The sequence below is a fragment of the Shewanella livingstonensis genome (assembly GCF_003855395.1).
GTDB lineage: Bacteria > Pseudomonadota > Gammaproteobacteria > Enterobacterales > Shewanellaceae > Shewanella > Shewanella livingstonensis.
This window is the reverse complement of record NZ_CP034015.1, coordinates 2,016,023-2,031,293: the sequence shown is the minus strand read 5'-3', so window position 1 is coordinate 2,031,293 and position 15,271 is coordinate 2,016,023. Positions and strand designations below refer to the sequence as shown.

General features: G+C 39.7%; 9 protein-coding genes. 6 read left to right on the top strand and 3 right to left on the bottom strand.

Features of this window, described 5'->3' with window-relative positions; translation table 11 throughout:
- Positions 1 to 17 precede the first annotated feature (17 nt).
- Positions 18 to 1,244 carry a diguanylate cyclase gene (locus EGC82_RS08750; RefSeq protein ID WP_164839112.1) on the bottom strand — a complete coding sequence of 409 codons (1,227 nt, stop codon included), beginning with the start codon at positions 1,242 to 1,244 and terminating at the stop codon, positions 18 to 20.
- A 34-nt stretch (positions 1,245 to 1,278) separates the two neighbouring features.
- On the bottom strand, positions 1,279 to 2,400 hold the full coding sequence (locus tag EGC82_RS08745) for a beta-ketoacyl-ACP synthase III (RefSeq protein WP_124730415.1): 1,122 nt from the start codon (positions 2,398 to 2,400) through the stop codon (positions 1,279 to 1,281).
- A gap of 397 nt (positions 2,401 to 2,797) precedes the next feature.
- On the opposite strand from EGC82_RS08745, the gene cysK reads away from it, so the two are divergent.
- The 6 genes from cysK to pflA all read left to right on the top strand — a co-directional run bounded on the left by cysK (position 2,798) and on the right by pflA (position 14,730).
- Positions 2,798 to 3,763, top strand: coding sequence for a cysteine synthase A (cysK, locus tag EGC82_RS08740; RefSeq protein WP_124730414.1), 966 nt, complete (start codon positions 2,798 to 2,800; stop codon positions 3,761 to 3,763).
- 672 nt (positions 3,764 to 4,435) lie between these two features.
- A complete protein-coding gene (locus EGC82_RS08735; RefSeq protein WP_124730413.1) occupies positions 4,436 to 7,300 on the top strand; it encodes a TonB-dependent receptor domain-containing protein in 2,865 nt (954 codons plus the stop codon).
- Positions 7,301 to 7,758: 458 nt separating this feature from the next.
- Positions 7,759 to 8,649 (top strand): LysR substrate-binding domain-containing protein, encoded by an 891-nt coding sequence (locus tag EGC82_RS08730; RefSeq protein WP_124730412.1) that lies wholly within the window; start codon positions 7,759 to 7,761, stop codon positions 8,647 to 8,649.
- 1,045 nt (positions 8,650 to 9,694) lie between these two features.
- Positions 9,695 to 11,227: a DUF3360 family protein gene (locus EGC82_RS08725; RefSeq protein ID WP_124730411.1), complete on the top strand. Its 1,533-nt coding sequence runs from the start codon at positions 9,695 to 9,697 to the stop codon at positions 11,225 to 11,227.
- 406 nt (positions 11,228 to 11,633) lie between these two features.
- Positions 11,634 to 13,916, top strand: coding sequence for a formate C-acetyltransferase (gene pflB, locus EGC82_RS08720; RefSeq protein ID WP_124730410.1), 2,283 nt, complete (start codon positions 11,634 to 11,636; stop codon positions 13,914 to 13,916).
- Positions 13,917 to 13,992: 76 nt separating this feature from the next.
- Positions 13,993 to 14,730, top strand: coding sequence for a pyruvate formate lyase 1-activating protein (gene pflA, locus EGC82_RS08715; RefSeq protein WP_124730409.1), 738 nt, complete (start codon positions 13,993 to 13,995; stop codon positions 14,728 to 14,730).
- A gap of 53 nt (positions 14,731 to 14,783) precedes the next feature.
- On the opposite strand, the gene yfbV is transcribed toward pflA, so the two are convergent.
- Positions 14,784 to 15,221, bottom strand: coding sequence for a terminus macrodomain insulation protein YfbV (gene yfbV, locus EGC82_RS08710; RefSeq protein ID WP_192116026.1), 438 nt, complete (start codon positions 15,219 to 15,221; stop codon positions 14,784 to 14,786).
- Positions 15,222 to 15,271: the final 50 nt, after the last annotated feature.

Below are 15,271 nucleotides of genomic sequence, written 5' to 3'. Positions count from 1 at the left end.
TTATCTGAACAAACAGTTTATTGACAAATAACCTTATTTCGACCTGAGTGTTTAGCTTTATAAAGTAATTCATCAGCGCGTTGCAATGCGTGGTCTAATGTTTCATTACTCATGGTAGACACGCCACAGCTAAATGATACGGGCAAATCCCCTGCCGAGGTGACCATTGGGCTATTTTCACATTGCTGTCTAAATTTATTCACCAATTGACTCGCTTTATTGGCATCTAATCCTTTAAAGGCAACCACAAATTCTTCACCACCAAATCGCGCTACGGTAAAGTTAGCCGCAAAGGCATTTTCTAAACGCTGAACAAACTCAACCAATACTTGATCACCAACATCATGACCATAGTTATCATTAATTTTTTTAAAAAAATCAATATCTAATAATGCTACCGACAACAAACTTTGCTCGGTATCTGTTTGTTGGTATTGGCCAAAAAAATAACGCCGAGTATAGGCTTTGGTTAAATAATCACGATTTGCCTTGCGCCATAAATTGCGCATCATATCGAGTGAATCAAGGGTGTTTAGCACTCGACAATGAAACTCTTCATGCACAAATGGTTTTTGTAAAAAATCATTTGCACCGTTTTTAATAAACTTTGCCGATAAACTTTCATCATTGTCATTGGACAAACCAATAATGGCGATGTCCTCGCGGTTAAACTGCTCTCGCACCCGCAAAACAAGTTCAACACCATCCACTTTGGGCATATTGTAGTCAGTAATCAGCAACTGAATATCAGGTTGTGCCTCTAATACGGCTAATGCTTCTTCACCATCATTCGCTTCAATCACTTTGAATAAATGCTGCTCAAGCAGCATTTTAACAAACTTACGACTCACCAAAGAATCGTCAGCGACCAGCACTTTGACATCTTGATTGCGATAAAGTCTATCAATCAACTTAACCACATATTGATAACTGTGACGTTTATCTTTGGGAATATAGTCCACTATGCTGAGTTTCAATATTTCTCGACGTTCTGCCGCATCTAAATTACTGGTCAACACAATGCAAGGGGTTGAATACGAAGCCACTAACCTTACGATATCGCCATCAGATGCATCGGGTAAATTCAAATCGGCAACAACGACAAAGTATTGATTTTCTTCTAAAAAAACCAAAGCGCTAGACATGCTAGGAGCAATATCAACATGATATCCAAGATCCTGAACAATCATGTGCTTTAATATTTTTGATACCGTGGTGCTATCTTCTACAATCAACACTCGCAATATGTTCACCTTTATTATTTAAAGCTAGGGACAGTTAGCATTTCTCGAGCACAATACTACCAATAGAGTAGCCTGCACCAAATGAGCACAACAAGCCTAAGTCGCCGGTTTTAAAATCTTGGTTAAATTTATGAAAAGCAATAATCGAACCGGCAGATGCTGTATTAGCATACTCATCCAATACGATAGGCGCCTGAGTTGGTTCAACATTATCACCAAGAAGCTTCTTCACTACAAATAAATTCATGTTTATATTAGCTTGATGAAGCCATAAACGCTTAAATTCTTCAGGTTTTATTTGCTCGTCGGTAAATTGTGCATCTAAATGCTGATAAATCATTGGCAGTAACTCTTTAAACACTTTACGACCTTGTTGATGAAACAATTTATCTGCCGTAGCCGCATTTTCAGGATCGCAGCGATTAACAAAACCAAAGTTACTACGAATATTGCTGGAGTAATCGGTTAAGCAACGTGTAGATAATACACTAAAGGCATGTTTTGATGTTGATAACTCTTCGCGCTCAACCACTACAGCAGTAGCAACATCACCAAAAATAAAATGACTATCACGATCACGGAAATTAATTTGCGGCGAGGTTAATTCAGGATTGATAACCAGCACACGATTAGCGGTTCCGCCGCGAATAGCATTAACAGCATTTACAATCGCAAAAGTCGCTGATGAGCAAGCCACTAACATGTCATAAGCAAAGCCTTTAGTGCCCATGGCTTGCTGGATCTCAATAGCAATAGCAGGATAGGCTCGCTGAGTATAAGCACAGGCAACAATGACTAAGTCGATGTCTTCAGCTGTTAAATTTGCTTGTTGTAACGCTTGATTAGCGGCTTCAATGCCCATCTCGGCTTGCATAGACAAGGATTCAGAAGGTTTATCTGCAATTAACGGCATCATGATGTCGATATCAAGAATACCTTCTTTAACCATGACATAACGGCTTTTTATACCAGAAGCCTTTTCGATAAACTCACTTGAAGAATACGCTAAAGCAACCGTGTTTCCAGCCTCAATATCGGCGGCATGCTGTTGATTAAACTGGTCAACGTAGCTATTGTAACTAATAACGAGTTCGTCGTTAGAGACACTGTAAGGTGGGGTGTACAAACCACTGCCTGAAATCACAACTTTATTCATTTTACTCTACCATTTTTAGTGAATGAGTTAGCAAAGTTCATCTGTGCCGGAGACATTGACATCAATTAATCGGCCTGTTTTATTGAAGAATTAACGCTCACTTATCAATAAACTTACCCGTTAATGGGGCGGCACGACATAGAAACATTTTGCTGATTAGTGCCATTCTAGTATTTTATGATTTATTGTTGGCATACTAAATTAAATTTACTTGATGGTCGGACCATTGAGTGAAGATAATGTGCCACAAAAGGCTACTATAGCAGCATATATAAGCTTTTTAGAATAAAGATTCACACCTTAATAACTAAAAAGAATAAAGAAGAACAAATTATCACTTCTAAATCCTGCTAAGCAGATTATGATTAGACAATGCAACCATAGGAGCAAATAATCCATGAGCAAAATTTTCGAAGACAATTCATATACTTTAGGCAACACACCGCTAGTTCGTTTAAACCGAGTAAGCAATGGTAATGTGTTAGCAAAAGTAGAAGCACGTAACCCAAGTTTCAGTATTAAATGCCGTATTGGCGCAAACATGATTTGGGATGCCGAAAAGAAAGGCCTACTCACTAAAGATATAGAGTTAGTTGAACCTACATCTGGTAATACCGGTATTGCACTGGCTTATGTTGCTGCTGCACGTGGTTACAAACTAACACTAACCATGCCTAATACTATGAGCTTAGAGCGCCGTAAGCTGTTAAAAGCATTAGGTGCTAACGTAGTGCTAACAGAAGGCGCTAAAGGCATGAAAGGTGCCATTGATAAAGCAGAAGAAATTCGCCTATCCGCACCTGATAAATACTTAATTCTTGGTCAATTTGATAATCCAGCTAACCCTGAAATACACGAAAAAACCACCGGCCCAGAAATCTGGAATGATACCGATGGCGAAGTTGACGTATTTGTAGCCGGTGTCGGTACTGGTGGCACATTAACCGGTGTCAGTCGTTATTTAAAAGCACAAGGTAAAACGATTACTTCTGTCGCGGTGGAACCCGTTGACTCACCGGTTATTGCTCAAGCATTAGCAGGGCAACCTATACAACCGGGCCCACACAAGATTCAAGGTATCGGTGCAGGATTTATTCCAGGCAACTTAGATTTATCCCTTATTGACCGCGTAGAAGCCGTCACAAATGACGAATCGATTGAAATGGCACGTCGTTTAATGAAAGAAGAAGGTATCCTAGTGGGTATTTCCTCTGGTGCAGCTGTTGTTGCAGCTAATCGTATTGCAGCATTACCAGAATTTGCTGACAAAATGATTGTTGTGATTCTTCCATCGGCTGCAGAACGTTATTTATCAACAGTGTTATTTGCTGGTGAATTTAGCGATAGCGAAAACGTGCAGTAACAAATAGTGGTTGAATTACACGTTACAAATAACAAGTAATGCCTACTTTATATATTGATTAAATGCCAGCTGATTGCTGGCATTTTTTTAACTATTTTCTAAGCATATAATATCGTTTAAAAATACAAAAAACACATAATGACTAAAAACTCACTATAAAAGCATAAAAATTCAAATAATAATTAATATCTCGTTATTTATAATGGTTAATTTGAAGGAGTTTTACGTAAAAACCACATTAGTTAAATGTGTAATAACAAATTCAAAATACGTCAATGCTGTGATTTATCTAAAAAAAACACTCTATTAAATTTTTTCATATAAAAATTAAAAATAATTTATATACAATAATTTAACAAAATGACTATCTCACTCTAAATATCAATAAAATCACACAATAAAAAAAACCAATTAGAAACATAAAAACCCATAACTATTAACATTGTAATTTACTAATTTACAAATTGAAGAGAATAAAGCTTATATGTATATTTTTTGTTGCAAATGATGACTGATATTGTATGCGATTAGCTGACGATTAATCTAATTACCTGATATTGTTTTTTTATTTAGGTGTGGTTATATCAATAGCGGTGTAACTTTATTTCATTTTTAAATTAAACATGATTTTAATGATTACATAATAATAAAAACATTTAAGGGAGTTAAATAATGCAAGTTAATTCACATTTGGCCAAGGCTATTCGCTTTGCGTTAATTAGTGGTGTCGCTGTTTCTACAGTGACTACATTCAATACTTTTGCAGCAGAAGATGCTGCTGCACCGGTAGAAAGAATATCTGTAACAGGCTCACGTATTATTCGTGAAGGTGCTGTAGCGCCAACTCCTGTAACCGTAATTACCGGCGATGAATTGTTATCAACAGGTGTCACAAACATTGGTGAAGCGCTAAACCAATTGCCAGCACTGGGTAACACATATTCGCTAGCTAACTCTGGCCGTTTTATCGGTACATCTGGTCTTAACTTGCTTGATTTAAGAAGCATGGGTACCGCCAGAACACTTGTATTAGTAGATGGTAAACGCCATGTATCAAGTTCTGCTGGTACTTCTTCTGTCGACGTCAATACCATTCCAAGTGTATGGATCGATAGAGTTGAAGTGATTACTGGTGGTGCATCAGCTATTTACGGTGCAGATGCGGTAACAGGTGTTGTTAACTTTATTTTAAAGAAAGATATCAATGGATTAGATGTATCGGCAACCAAAGGTTGGGCTGACGATAGTGGCCACAACAAAGATCGATTCTCTTTGTCTTATGGTACTGACTTTGCCCAAGGCGACGGTAATGTTGCCTTCGCAGTCGAATACAGCGCTCAAGAACAATTACGTGCTTTAGATCGCGATCAAACTTCAACGTCTTTTTCAAGTCTCGCAAATAAAGGCCGTGTAACTGATAATAATGACCCATCAGATCCAGACAAAATATGGACTCCTAATGCCGGTCACTACACAATTAGTAATGCAGGTACTTTCAATTTAGACGGTTGGAAAAGTTTTAATCCTGATGGCTCATTAAGCGATGTTTATAGCGGTCAAAATGTAGATGGTATTCGTTGTGCAAATTGTGATTCGATTAATTTAAATCAGTTCACTGAATTACAACCAGAATTTGAACGCTACAATATTAACTTTAAAGCAAACTATCAACTTAACGATAATAATAATGTTTATTTTGAAGCTAAATACGTTAATAGCCAATCAACAGATGAAGGTCAACCAGCTTTCTTCTTTGGTAATCCGGTTAACGATATAAAAATTGATAACGCTTTTATCAATCCTGAGCTTGTTGCTTTAATGAAAGCAAACAAAGATAGCGATGGTAATGCTGCACCATTAGACTCCCTTAACATTCGTCGTTTTATGACGGACTTAGGCGCACGTATTGAAGATGATACTCGCGAAACTCAACGTTATGTTATCGGTCTTGAAGGTATAGTATTCCAAGATTGGGATTACGATGCTTATGCCATTTATGGTCAAACTGATTTAAAGCGTGTTAATAAAAACAACTTAATCTATGACAACTATACCAACGCACTTGACTCTGTATTAGAAAATGGTATCGCAGTATGTCGTGATCAAACAGCTAGAGATGCCGGTTGTGTTCCAGTTAATATTTTTGGTTTTGGCGCGCCAAGCCAAGATGCTATTAATTATATTAATACGTCATCAACGGGTACCTCAATTATTAAGCAAACTGTGTTAGGTGGTTCATTAACAAACTCAAGTTTATTTGAATTACCTGCTGGTTATGCAGGCTTCTCTACTGGTGTTGAATACCGTAAAGAAGAGAGTGAGATATTTGAACCTTCAAATGCAGCAGGTACTTTCTTCAATGCATTAGGCGAAGATAAAGGCGATTTTGATGTAAGCGAAATTTTTGCTGAAATCACGCTTCCTTTACTTGCTGATTTACCAATGGTACGCCAACTAGACTTAGATCTTGCAATACGCTTTGCTGATTACAGCACCATTGGTAATGCTACCACATGGAAAACGGGCTTAAGCTGGGAAGTTGATGATCAGATCCGCGTTCGTACTACATACTCAGAAGCTATTCGCGCACCTAACATCAGTGAGCTTTATGGTGCTGCAAGCCAAACATTCTTCTCTGTAGATGACTCTTGTCGTGCTAAAAACTTAAATGACCTGGCTGATTCAACTCAACGCCAAGCTAACTGTGCGGCGTTAGGGATCCCTGCAGGTTTTGACGCAGACTACGACGATAAAACACTTGAAGGATTAAGTGGTGGTAATCGCGAGCTACAAGCAGAAGAATCGAAAAGTTTCACGTTAGGGATTGTTTATCAACCTGATTTTATTGATGGATTATCGATCACTACCGATTATTGGAATATTGAGATCGAAAATGCAATCAGTGCTGTTGGTGCTCAAGATATTATCGATCGTTGTGTTGATTCTCCATCTGGTGTGAATAACGAATACTGTAGTTTGATTACTCGTGATTCAAGTAGCCACGAAATTACTCAAATTAGACAGTTCTCGTTAAATATTGCATCGCTTGAAGCTGCTGGTATCGATTTTGATATTGGTTATAACTTTGAAGCCTTTAGTGGTGATGTTCGCACTAACTTAATTGCAACTCGTTTACTAAAACGTAAAGACTTCTCGTTCCAAGATGAACCAAATACATTTGAAGAACTTGCAGGAACAGCTGGCTATGCTGAATGGCAAGCAAACTGGAGCTTAGGTTACTCAATTGATAGCTGGGATGTTAGCTGGAGAACACGTTTTGTTGAGGGTGTAAGCCTTTATACCGATAAGGAATTAGCCTTAAATGCTAATCCTAATAGCAATATGGAATTTGACGATTACTTTATCAGTGATGTGGCAGTTGCATACAACTTCGATTCAGGTATTACCTTGAAATTTGGTATCGATAACTTGTTTAACAACGAACTACCTTATGGTTATACCGGTACTGACGAAGTCAGCTCTGCTTACGATAACGTCGGTCGTTTCTTCCACACTACAGCAACTTATAAGTTCTAATCTATTAGCGCTAAGCGATTAGTGTTATCCGATAGGTTTACTTATTAAACGGCATCTTAGGATGCCGTTTTTTTATCTTGTTATAATCGTAATCATATGGGTAACAAAAAACCGCAACAGTGCGTATATCTTCCAATATTGATGAATGGTTCATGTCATAATGACTTCAGCACCATCATAAACACCCTTTATGTTAGTTATTTGATACTAGCAATTTGATATTAATAGCTGAGCCTTGGTGATTCTGCATGAACCATTTAACTGCCATTAACATGATTCAAGCACGGGTGTTTTTAACTCGAGTAATAAACGATTATCAACTTGATAGATTTTTTGGCTCATTAATAAGGATTATTGTACTAAGGCCACAAATTCTGAAGCGGTAAGTATACCTACCATCAAAAATAGCTGATCATAACTACCTTATTTTTCTATTTTTTTTACAGTTAAGGTGTCTCATGCATTATACGCTTAAGCAAATAGCCGTTTTCGATGCCGTTGCAAGTTTAGAGAGTGTAAGCGGTGCGGCAAAAAAACTGTCAATGAGTCAATCAGCCGTAAGTATGTCGTTAAGTCAGCTTGAACACTTGCTAGACCGGCCACTATTTATTCGTCAAGGTAATCGATTAATCCTTAGTCATTGGGGTCAATGGTTACGCCCTCGGGCACAAAAACTGCTTCAAGATGCCCAGCAAATTGCCTCAGGCCTGCATGATCAACACATTATTAGCGGCACCGTTAAGTTGTGCGCAAGCCAAACAGCTGCAGAACATTTATTACCCGCTCTTATCAGTAAAATTGATAATGACTTCCCAGAACTTAGAATAGAGATTGCAGTAGAAAATAGCGACCGCGTTGCACAAGAAGTACTCGACTATCAATTTGACTTAGGCGTTATTGAAGGCCGTAATGACGACAGTAGATTACATCAAGAACCCTGGATGGATGATCACCTTGTGGTTGTCGCCTCCCCACACCATCCATTTGCACACAACAAACGCACCAGTGTGGGCCAATTAGAGCAGGCAAAATGGGTATTACGAGAGCCAGGTGCTGGCACACGGCGTATTTTTGATGCCGCAATTCACGGTTTAATCGTTAAATTAAATGTCTGGAAAGAATACGAGCACGTTGGGCTATTAAAGGCTTTGGTTAAAAATGGAGTATATTTAAGCTGCTTGCCCTATCTCGATGTTGAAAAAGACGTAGCCAGAGGGGAGTTGGTTATGTTGACCACGCCTGAGTTAAACTTAAATCGCCATTTATCATTCATTTGGCGCCAAGATACAGGTAGCAACCCACTAAGGGATTGTCTCATTGCAGAAGCAAAGCGTGTTACTCACCGTTAAGCCTTCCTATATTGCTAACAGCATCGATAAACAATATACATAAATAACAAATCATCACACTATTATGTCTATACAGTAAATTAACTTAATCAGTTTAGGCATGGATTAGCTGGTTAAAACAAGAAACGACTCCAGTAACACGTATCATCATTATCGATAACAGCAACAATACCCATTTATTACCGCCTTACGGCAATAATCTGGCTTTTTACTGGTATTATTTCAAGCCAGTAAAATACTGGTGTCGATCACTGAATAAACTGTTTCAATTCTATTAACCTCGGCATCTAGCAAGGCTGTATTCGAATTCAACCGTAAACCTTGCTATGCATCTTGGCAACCGTCAATGCGCTACCTTATAAACAACCTTGCACCAATACGCCTCAAAGCGTATCTGATAATGTTAACTCTCCACCAATGATTGGCGATATGAATAGCAGCAAGTGGCTGAATGTGAAACTCTTAACTAAAAGCATCACAGCATCAGCAATTGTCAGCTCTACTGTTCACATGAGTGCTATTTCCTATGGCGAATTTACACAGATGCTTTATATTAATAGCCATTAAGGTGACCCCTACAAGCACTTTTTTGTATCGACACTTTAAGAATCCCGCCAATAAAGATTAGGTAAATTGAACAACGATGATACTTGGTATCAGTTATACTGATACGGCATGATATTCTGAGGCCTGTAAGGCGATGAGTATTCACGATTAGGCTAATTTCATGGTCTAATTTTGCAGTCAACTTGTAACCCAGATCTCACTTTTAGCAAACAAAACATCAACTTTATTGATACCCAGTGATGCTATGTCGTCACTATGCTAAAATCCATAAGGTAAATTGGTCTTACCAAATTAATATCAGCATAAGGACATCTCTGTAATACTTACCTAATAGCAGTATTACAGATGAGCAAAGTGATAAGGGCCATTAAAGGCTCACTGGCAGCTGCTCTTATTGACATCGCCATCACTTCAAGGGAACACACTTAAACTTCATCATTTGATGGATTAACCTGTTCTTTTCGGAGAATGAGAAATTATGTCAGAAACTGTCAACAATTCAGAAGCACAAACTCAAGAAGCTAGCTATAGCGAACTTCATCGCCCTGCGAGTGAGTTTGATACTCGTGATGCCTATTTAGAAAACGAACTCAAAATAATGAAACCAAGACGCTGGGGACTCAACCTTCCTGGGCGTGATTTTCGCTTTGAATGGGAAGACTTAGTCCCGGCCATTGCTGGAACTATTGGTATTACTGTGATGTATTCAGCAGTAATGGCCGCTTGGGCAACAGGCTTAAGTGAAAAATGGGATCACGTCAATCTTGGAGCAGAATTTGCTATCCAAATCGTCCGTGTAGAAATGCTCATCCCCGCATTACTGTTCTGCATTATTAGCTCTGGTTTTATTAATCCAAGGGCGAATCTCGGCGGTAACCATGGACCAATGATCCCGTTAATTGGTACGATTGCACTTGCCGGAGCCCATCCATTAGCGTTAGCAATCCTCATTGGTATATTTGGTTTAATTTTAAGTTATTTTAAAGGTGGCTCAAAACTGGTCAACCTCACCAGTAGTGGCGTGGCTGGCGGCTTATTAGTCTTCCTAGGGTTTATGGGGGCTAAAAGCCAGATAGGCTCATTATTTGACTGGGCTGGAGGACTGCAAGCCAAACATAGTCTTGATTATTCACTCGGTTATGTTGCATTTGCCATATTGTTAATCAATGTCATTATTTATGCAGCATTAGCAAAGTACGGTAAACGTTGGCTCGCCATTCCCCTGTGCTCTATTGCAGCGGTTGCATTGGCATTTGGCCTCGGTGCAGGCCTAGATTTACAGTTTACGACCGCTCCTGGTATTCCTAATCTAAACCCTGTTTATTGGTGGGGTTCAACTGAACACGGTTGGCAGTTAGGTTTACCAAATGCTGCTCATTTTATTGCATCATTACCGTTCGCAATTCTTGCTGTTGCCATGTGGTCACCAGACTTCCTTGGCCATCGCATTTTCCAAGAATTAAATTATCCAAAAGGGGCTGAAAAAGTACTGATGGATGTTGATGACACTATGACTACCTGTTCAGTAAGACAGATCGTTGGTACAGCAGTCGGTGGCGGTAACATTACCTCTTCTTGGGGAACTTACATGATCCCTGCAGCTATTGCCAAACGCCCTATTCCTGCTGGCGCTATTTTACTTGGTAGCTTATGTATTATCGTCGCTATCATTGGCTATCCTATGGATATCACAGTGTGGCGCCCAGTTATGTCGATTGCACTGTTAGTCGGTGTATTCTTGCCGCTACTTGAAGCAGGTTTACAGATGGTTAAAGACACCACCAGCAGCCAGGCAGCAGGTATCTGTATTTTCGCAGCATTCGTAGCTAACCCTGTACTCGCTTGGGCGTTAACCATGTTACTTGATAACAATGGCTTAATTGGTGATAAAGAACGCCCTAAAACCTTGTCGTTTGCCGACCGTATTGTTATACCAAGCCTAGCCTTTGTGATTTGCTTGGCAGCGATGTTAGCTGTAGGCATGATTGAAGGGATCCCAGCCTTATTATAATTCAGTGGTGCTTAGTGATAAATATCACCTATAAAAAAGCGAGATCGGCAACGGTTTCGCTTTTTTATTTGCTAATATTGAGACGGACTACTCTTAATTCTAAACAGATATGTTAGCCAGTTAACACTTTTGATATTCAATTATCAAAAGCTGCTAATATCGTCACTTAGCTGTGCTACTATCAAGCCATGGATAAATGGTCTTACCAATTTGATTCATTAGCTAAAACAATATCGATTAGCGTCATTACACAAGTCAGGCGGAACATTTCTGCCACCAATGTCGCAGAAGATGTTAACGGCTCAATCTAGCGAATGCGCCTAGATGACAGAATGTAAACACTCACGGAACTACCTCGAACGACTTGAGATAATGTCCGTAGAAAATCAACCAGAGGGTTAAATAAATGACAGATAAAACCGAACTATTTGCCAACGCGTGGGAAGGTTTCGTAGCTGGCGATTGGAAAACTGAAGTTAACGTACGTGACTTTATCCAACAAAATTACACACCATACGAGGGTGACGAATCATTCTTAACAGGTGCAACTGATGCTACATTAACTTTGTGGGACAAAGTAATGGAAGGCATCAAGCAAGAGAACCAAACTCACGCTCCTGTCGATTTCGATACAGAAATGGTTTCAACCATTACCTCTCATGATGCTGGTTATATCAATAAAGATCTTGAAACTATCGTTGGCTTACAAACCGAAGCGCCATTAAAGCGTGCCATGCTGCCTAACGGTGGTATTCGTATGGTTGAAGGTTCATGCAAAGCTTATGGTCGTGAACTGAACAGCGATGTGAATTACGTTTACTCTGAATTACGTAAAACCCATAACCAGGGTGTGTTTGATGTTTATACTCCTGAAATTATGGCTTGTCGTAAATCAGGTATATTAACGGGTTTGCCTGATGCTTATGGCCGTGGTCGTATTATTGGTGACTACCGTCGTATTGCTTTGTACGGTATTGATTACCTAATGAAAGATAAGTTTGCCCAATTCAGTTCACTGCAAGCGCAGTTTGAAGCTGGCGACGACTTATCAAGTGTGATCCAATTACGTGAAGAAATTTCTGAGCAACATCGTGCTTTAGGCCAAATGAAAGTCATGGCGGCTAAATACGGTTGTGATATTTCTGTACCTGCCAAAAATGCTAAAGAAGCCATTCAATGGACTTACTTTGGTTACCTTGCTGCAGTAAAAAGCCAAAATGGCGCAGCAATGTCACTGGGCCGCACTTCAACGTTCATTGATGCTTATATTGAACGTTACATTAAAAATGGTGTTCTTACTGAGCAGCAAGCACAAGAAATGGTTGACCATTTCGTAATGAAATTACGTATGGTTCGTTTCCTTCGCACACCTGAATACGATGAACTATTCTCTGGCGATCCAATTTGGGCAACTGAATCTATCGCAGGTATGGGTCTTGATGGTCGTACATTAGTGACCAAGTCTAGCTTCCGTTTCTTACATACCTTGTACAACATGGGACCAAGCCCTGAGCCAAACATTACCGTATTGTGGTCAACAAAATTACCACAGGGTTTTAAAAGTTACTGTGCCAAAGTATCGATTGACACTAGCTCAATTCAATACGAAAACGATGATTTAATGCGCCCAGACTTTGAGTCTGACGATTACGCCATTGCTTGTTGTGTTAGCCCAATGATTTTGGGTAAACATATGCAGTTTTTCGGTGCTCGCGCTAACTTAGCCAAAACCATGCTATACGCCATTAACGGTGGTGTTGACGAAAAACTGAAAAACCAAATCGCACCAAAAGCAGACCCAATTACAGCTGATGTTCTTGAGTTTGATGATGTGATGACTCGTCTTGATGGATTAATGGACTGGCTTGCAACACAATATGTGTCTGCACTAAACGCCATTCACTTTATGCATGACAAATATTCTTATGAGTCTGCGTTAATGGCATTACATGACCGTGACGTGCGCCGCACAATGGCGTGTGGTATTGCCGGTTTATCGATTGCAGCCGATTCATTGTCAGCGATTAAGTATGCTCAAGTTAAGCCTATTCGCGACGAAAATGGCATTGCAGTTGATTTTGACATTCAAGGCGACTATCCAAAATTTGGTAATAATGACGCCCGTGTCGATGACATTGCTTGTGATTTAGTTGAACGTTTCATGGCTAAAATTCGCAACAAGAAAATGTATCGCAACGCCATTCCAACTCAATCCATCTTAACCATCACTTCAAACGTGGTTTATGGTAAGAAAACGGGTAACACTCCTGACGGTCGCCGTTCAGGCGCACCATTTGCTCCAGGTGCAAACCCAATGCATGGCCGTGATGAAAATGGCGCAATAGCTTCATTAACATCAGTGGCTAAACTGCCATTTGCCCACGCACAAGATGGTGTTTCTTATACTTTCTCTATCGTGCCAAATGCATTAGGTAAAGATGACGCTGGTCGTCGTACTAACTTAGCGTCACTAATGGATGGTTACTTCTTAAGCAAGCCTAATCGTGAAGGTGGTCAACACTTAAACGTTAACGTGATGAACCGTGAAATGTTAGAAGACGCGATTGTTCATCCAGATAAGTATCCTCAATTAACCATACGTGTATCGGGTTACGCAGTACGCTTTAATGCGCTCACACCTGAGCAACAGCAAGACGTGATCACGCGTACATTTACTAAAAGTATGTAGTCTCTGCTAAAATTGGCTGTATCGATGGGTGATTAATTATCGATACAGCCTTTTTTTAGATATGTAAGGAACAGCAATGACATTAGGTCGCATACATTCAGTGGAATCGTTCGGCACCGTTGACGGTCCAGGCATTCGCTATATCGCTTTTATGCAGGGTTGCCTCATGCGCTGCCAATATTGTCATAATCGTGATACCTGGGATTTGGATGGCGGTAAAGAAACCACCGTTGATGAAATAATGGCTCAAGTTATTGCTTATCAACCCTTTTTAGATGCCAGCGGTGGCGGCATTACTGCCAGTGGTGGTGAAGCTATTTTACAAGCTCAATTTGTCAGTGAATTATTTAAAGCTTGTAAAGCACAGGGTGTACACACCTGTTTAGACACTAACGGTTTTGTGCGTAAGTATGAACCTGTGATTGATGAGTTACTCGATAATACCGACCTAGTATTACTTGATATCAAACAAATGGATGATGCCAAGCACATCGAACTGACAAAAGTCAGTAACCATAGAACATTACAATTTGCTCAATATCTAACTAAACGTAATATAAAAACCTGGATCCGTTATGTGGTGGTAGCAGGATTTACTGAAGATGTAGAGTCAGCCATCGCATTAGCAGAGTTCATTAAACCGATGAATAATGTTGAAAAGGTTGAATTACTGCCTTATCACCCATTGGGACAGCACAAATGGCAAGCTTTTGGCGAAACCTACACCATGGCAGATATTTCACCGCCAAGTACTGAGACCATGCAAAAAATTCAACACGTTTTTTTAGAGCGAGGCATTAGTGCTACATTTTAGTTACAATTACAATAAATCGACCTAAATTAGCACCGACTTATACATAAGATGGATTACAATTCATCCCAGTAGCTTTGATCTAAACGTTCAAAAGCCAGTTTCAAAATAGCGGCCATATCTGAATAACAGGCACTAGCGCCTAATGGCTGACAATAAATACCCATCTCAGTTAGTTTTGCACTGAGTTGGTTGCCCCAATCAAATAACGATAAAGGCAGTGGATGGCGTGCTCGCCAACCTAACCATAACAAGCCTTGTAGTGGCAAGCTGATAAAAAATAACAGCATCGTTAATGCCTGTGGTAAATAATCCCAGCCCAATACATAAAGCTGGCTGGCCGCAACGACTAATGCCAACACAGGCATAGCAATTATCGCTAATTGAGTTGCTTTAACGACGCGGTACTCTGGGAAATAAAAACCCAGTTGCCTAACCATTGGCCAGGTCTTCATATAACGTTGACCATCGCCAAGTAATTTAACCAGATTCATGTTCAATATAAGGCTACCTTTACTGCTTAGGACATGAGTGTAACGTTAAC

What these genes read in the sequence shown, in the direction of transcription:
- EGC82_RS08745 (WP_124730415.1), bottom strand. Translation starts at nt 2,400, where the DNA reads ATGAATAAAGTTGTGATTTCAGGCAGTGGTTTGTACACCCCACCTTAC.
- cysK (WP_124730414.1), top strand. Translation starts at nt 2,798, where the DNA reads ATGAGCAAAATTTTCGAAGACAATTCATATACTTTAGGCAACACACCG.
- EGC82_RS08735 (WP_124730413.1), top strand. Translation starts at nt 4,436, where the DNA reads ATGCAAGTTAATTCACATTTGGCCAAGGCTATTCGCTTTGCGTTAATT.
- EGC82_RS08730 (WP_124730412.1), top strand. Translation starts at nt 7,759, where the DNA reads ATGCATTATACGCTTAAGCAAATAGCCGTTTTCGATGCCGTTGCAAGT.
- EGC82_RS08725 (WP_124730411.1), top strand. Translation starts at nt 9,695, where the DNA reads ATGTCAGAAACTGTCAACAATTCAGAAGCACAAACTCAAGAAGCTAGC.
- pflB (WP_124730410.1), top strand. Translation starts at nt 11,634, where the DNA reads ATGACAGATAAAACCGAACTATTTGCCAACGCGTGGGAAGGTTTCGTA.
- pflA (WP_124730409.1), top strand. Translation starts at nt 13,993, where the DNA reads ATGACATTAGGTCGCATACATTCAGTGGAATCGTTCGGCACCGTTGAC.
- yfbV (WP_192116026.1), bottom strand. Translation starts at nt 15,221, where the DNA reads ATGAATCTGGTTAAATTACTTGGCGATGGTCAACGTTATATGAAGACC.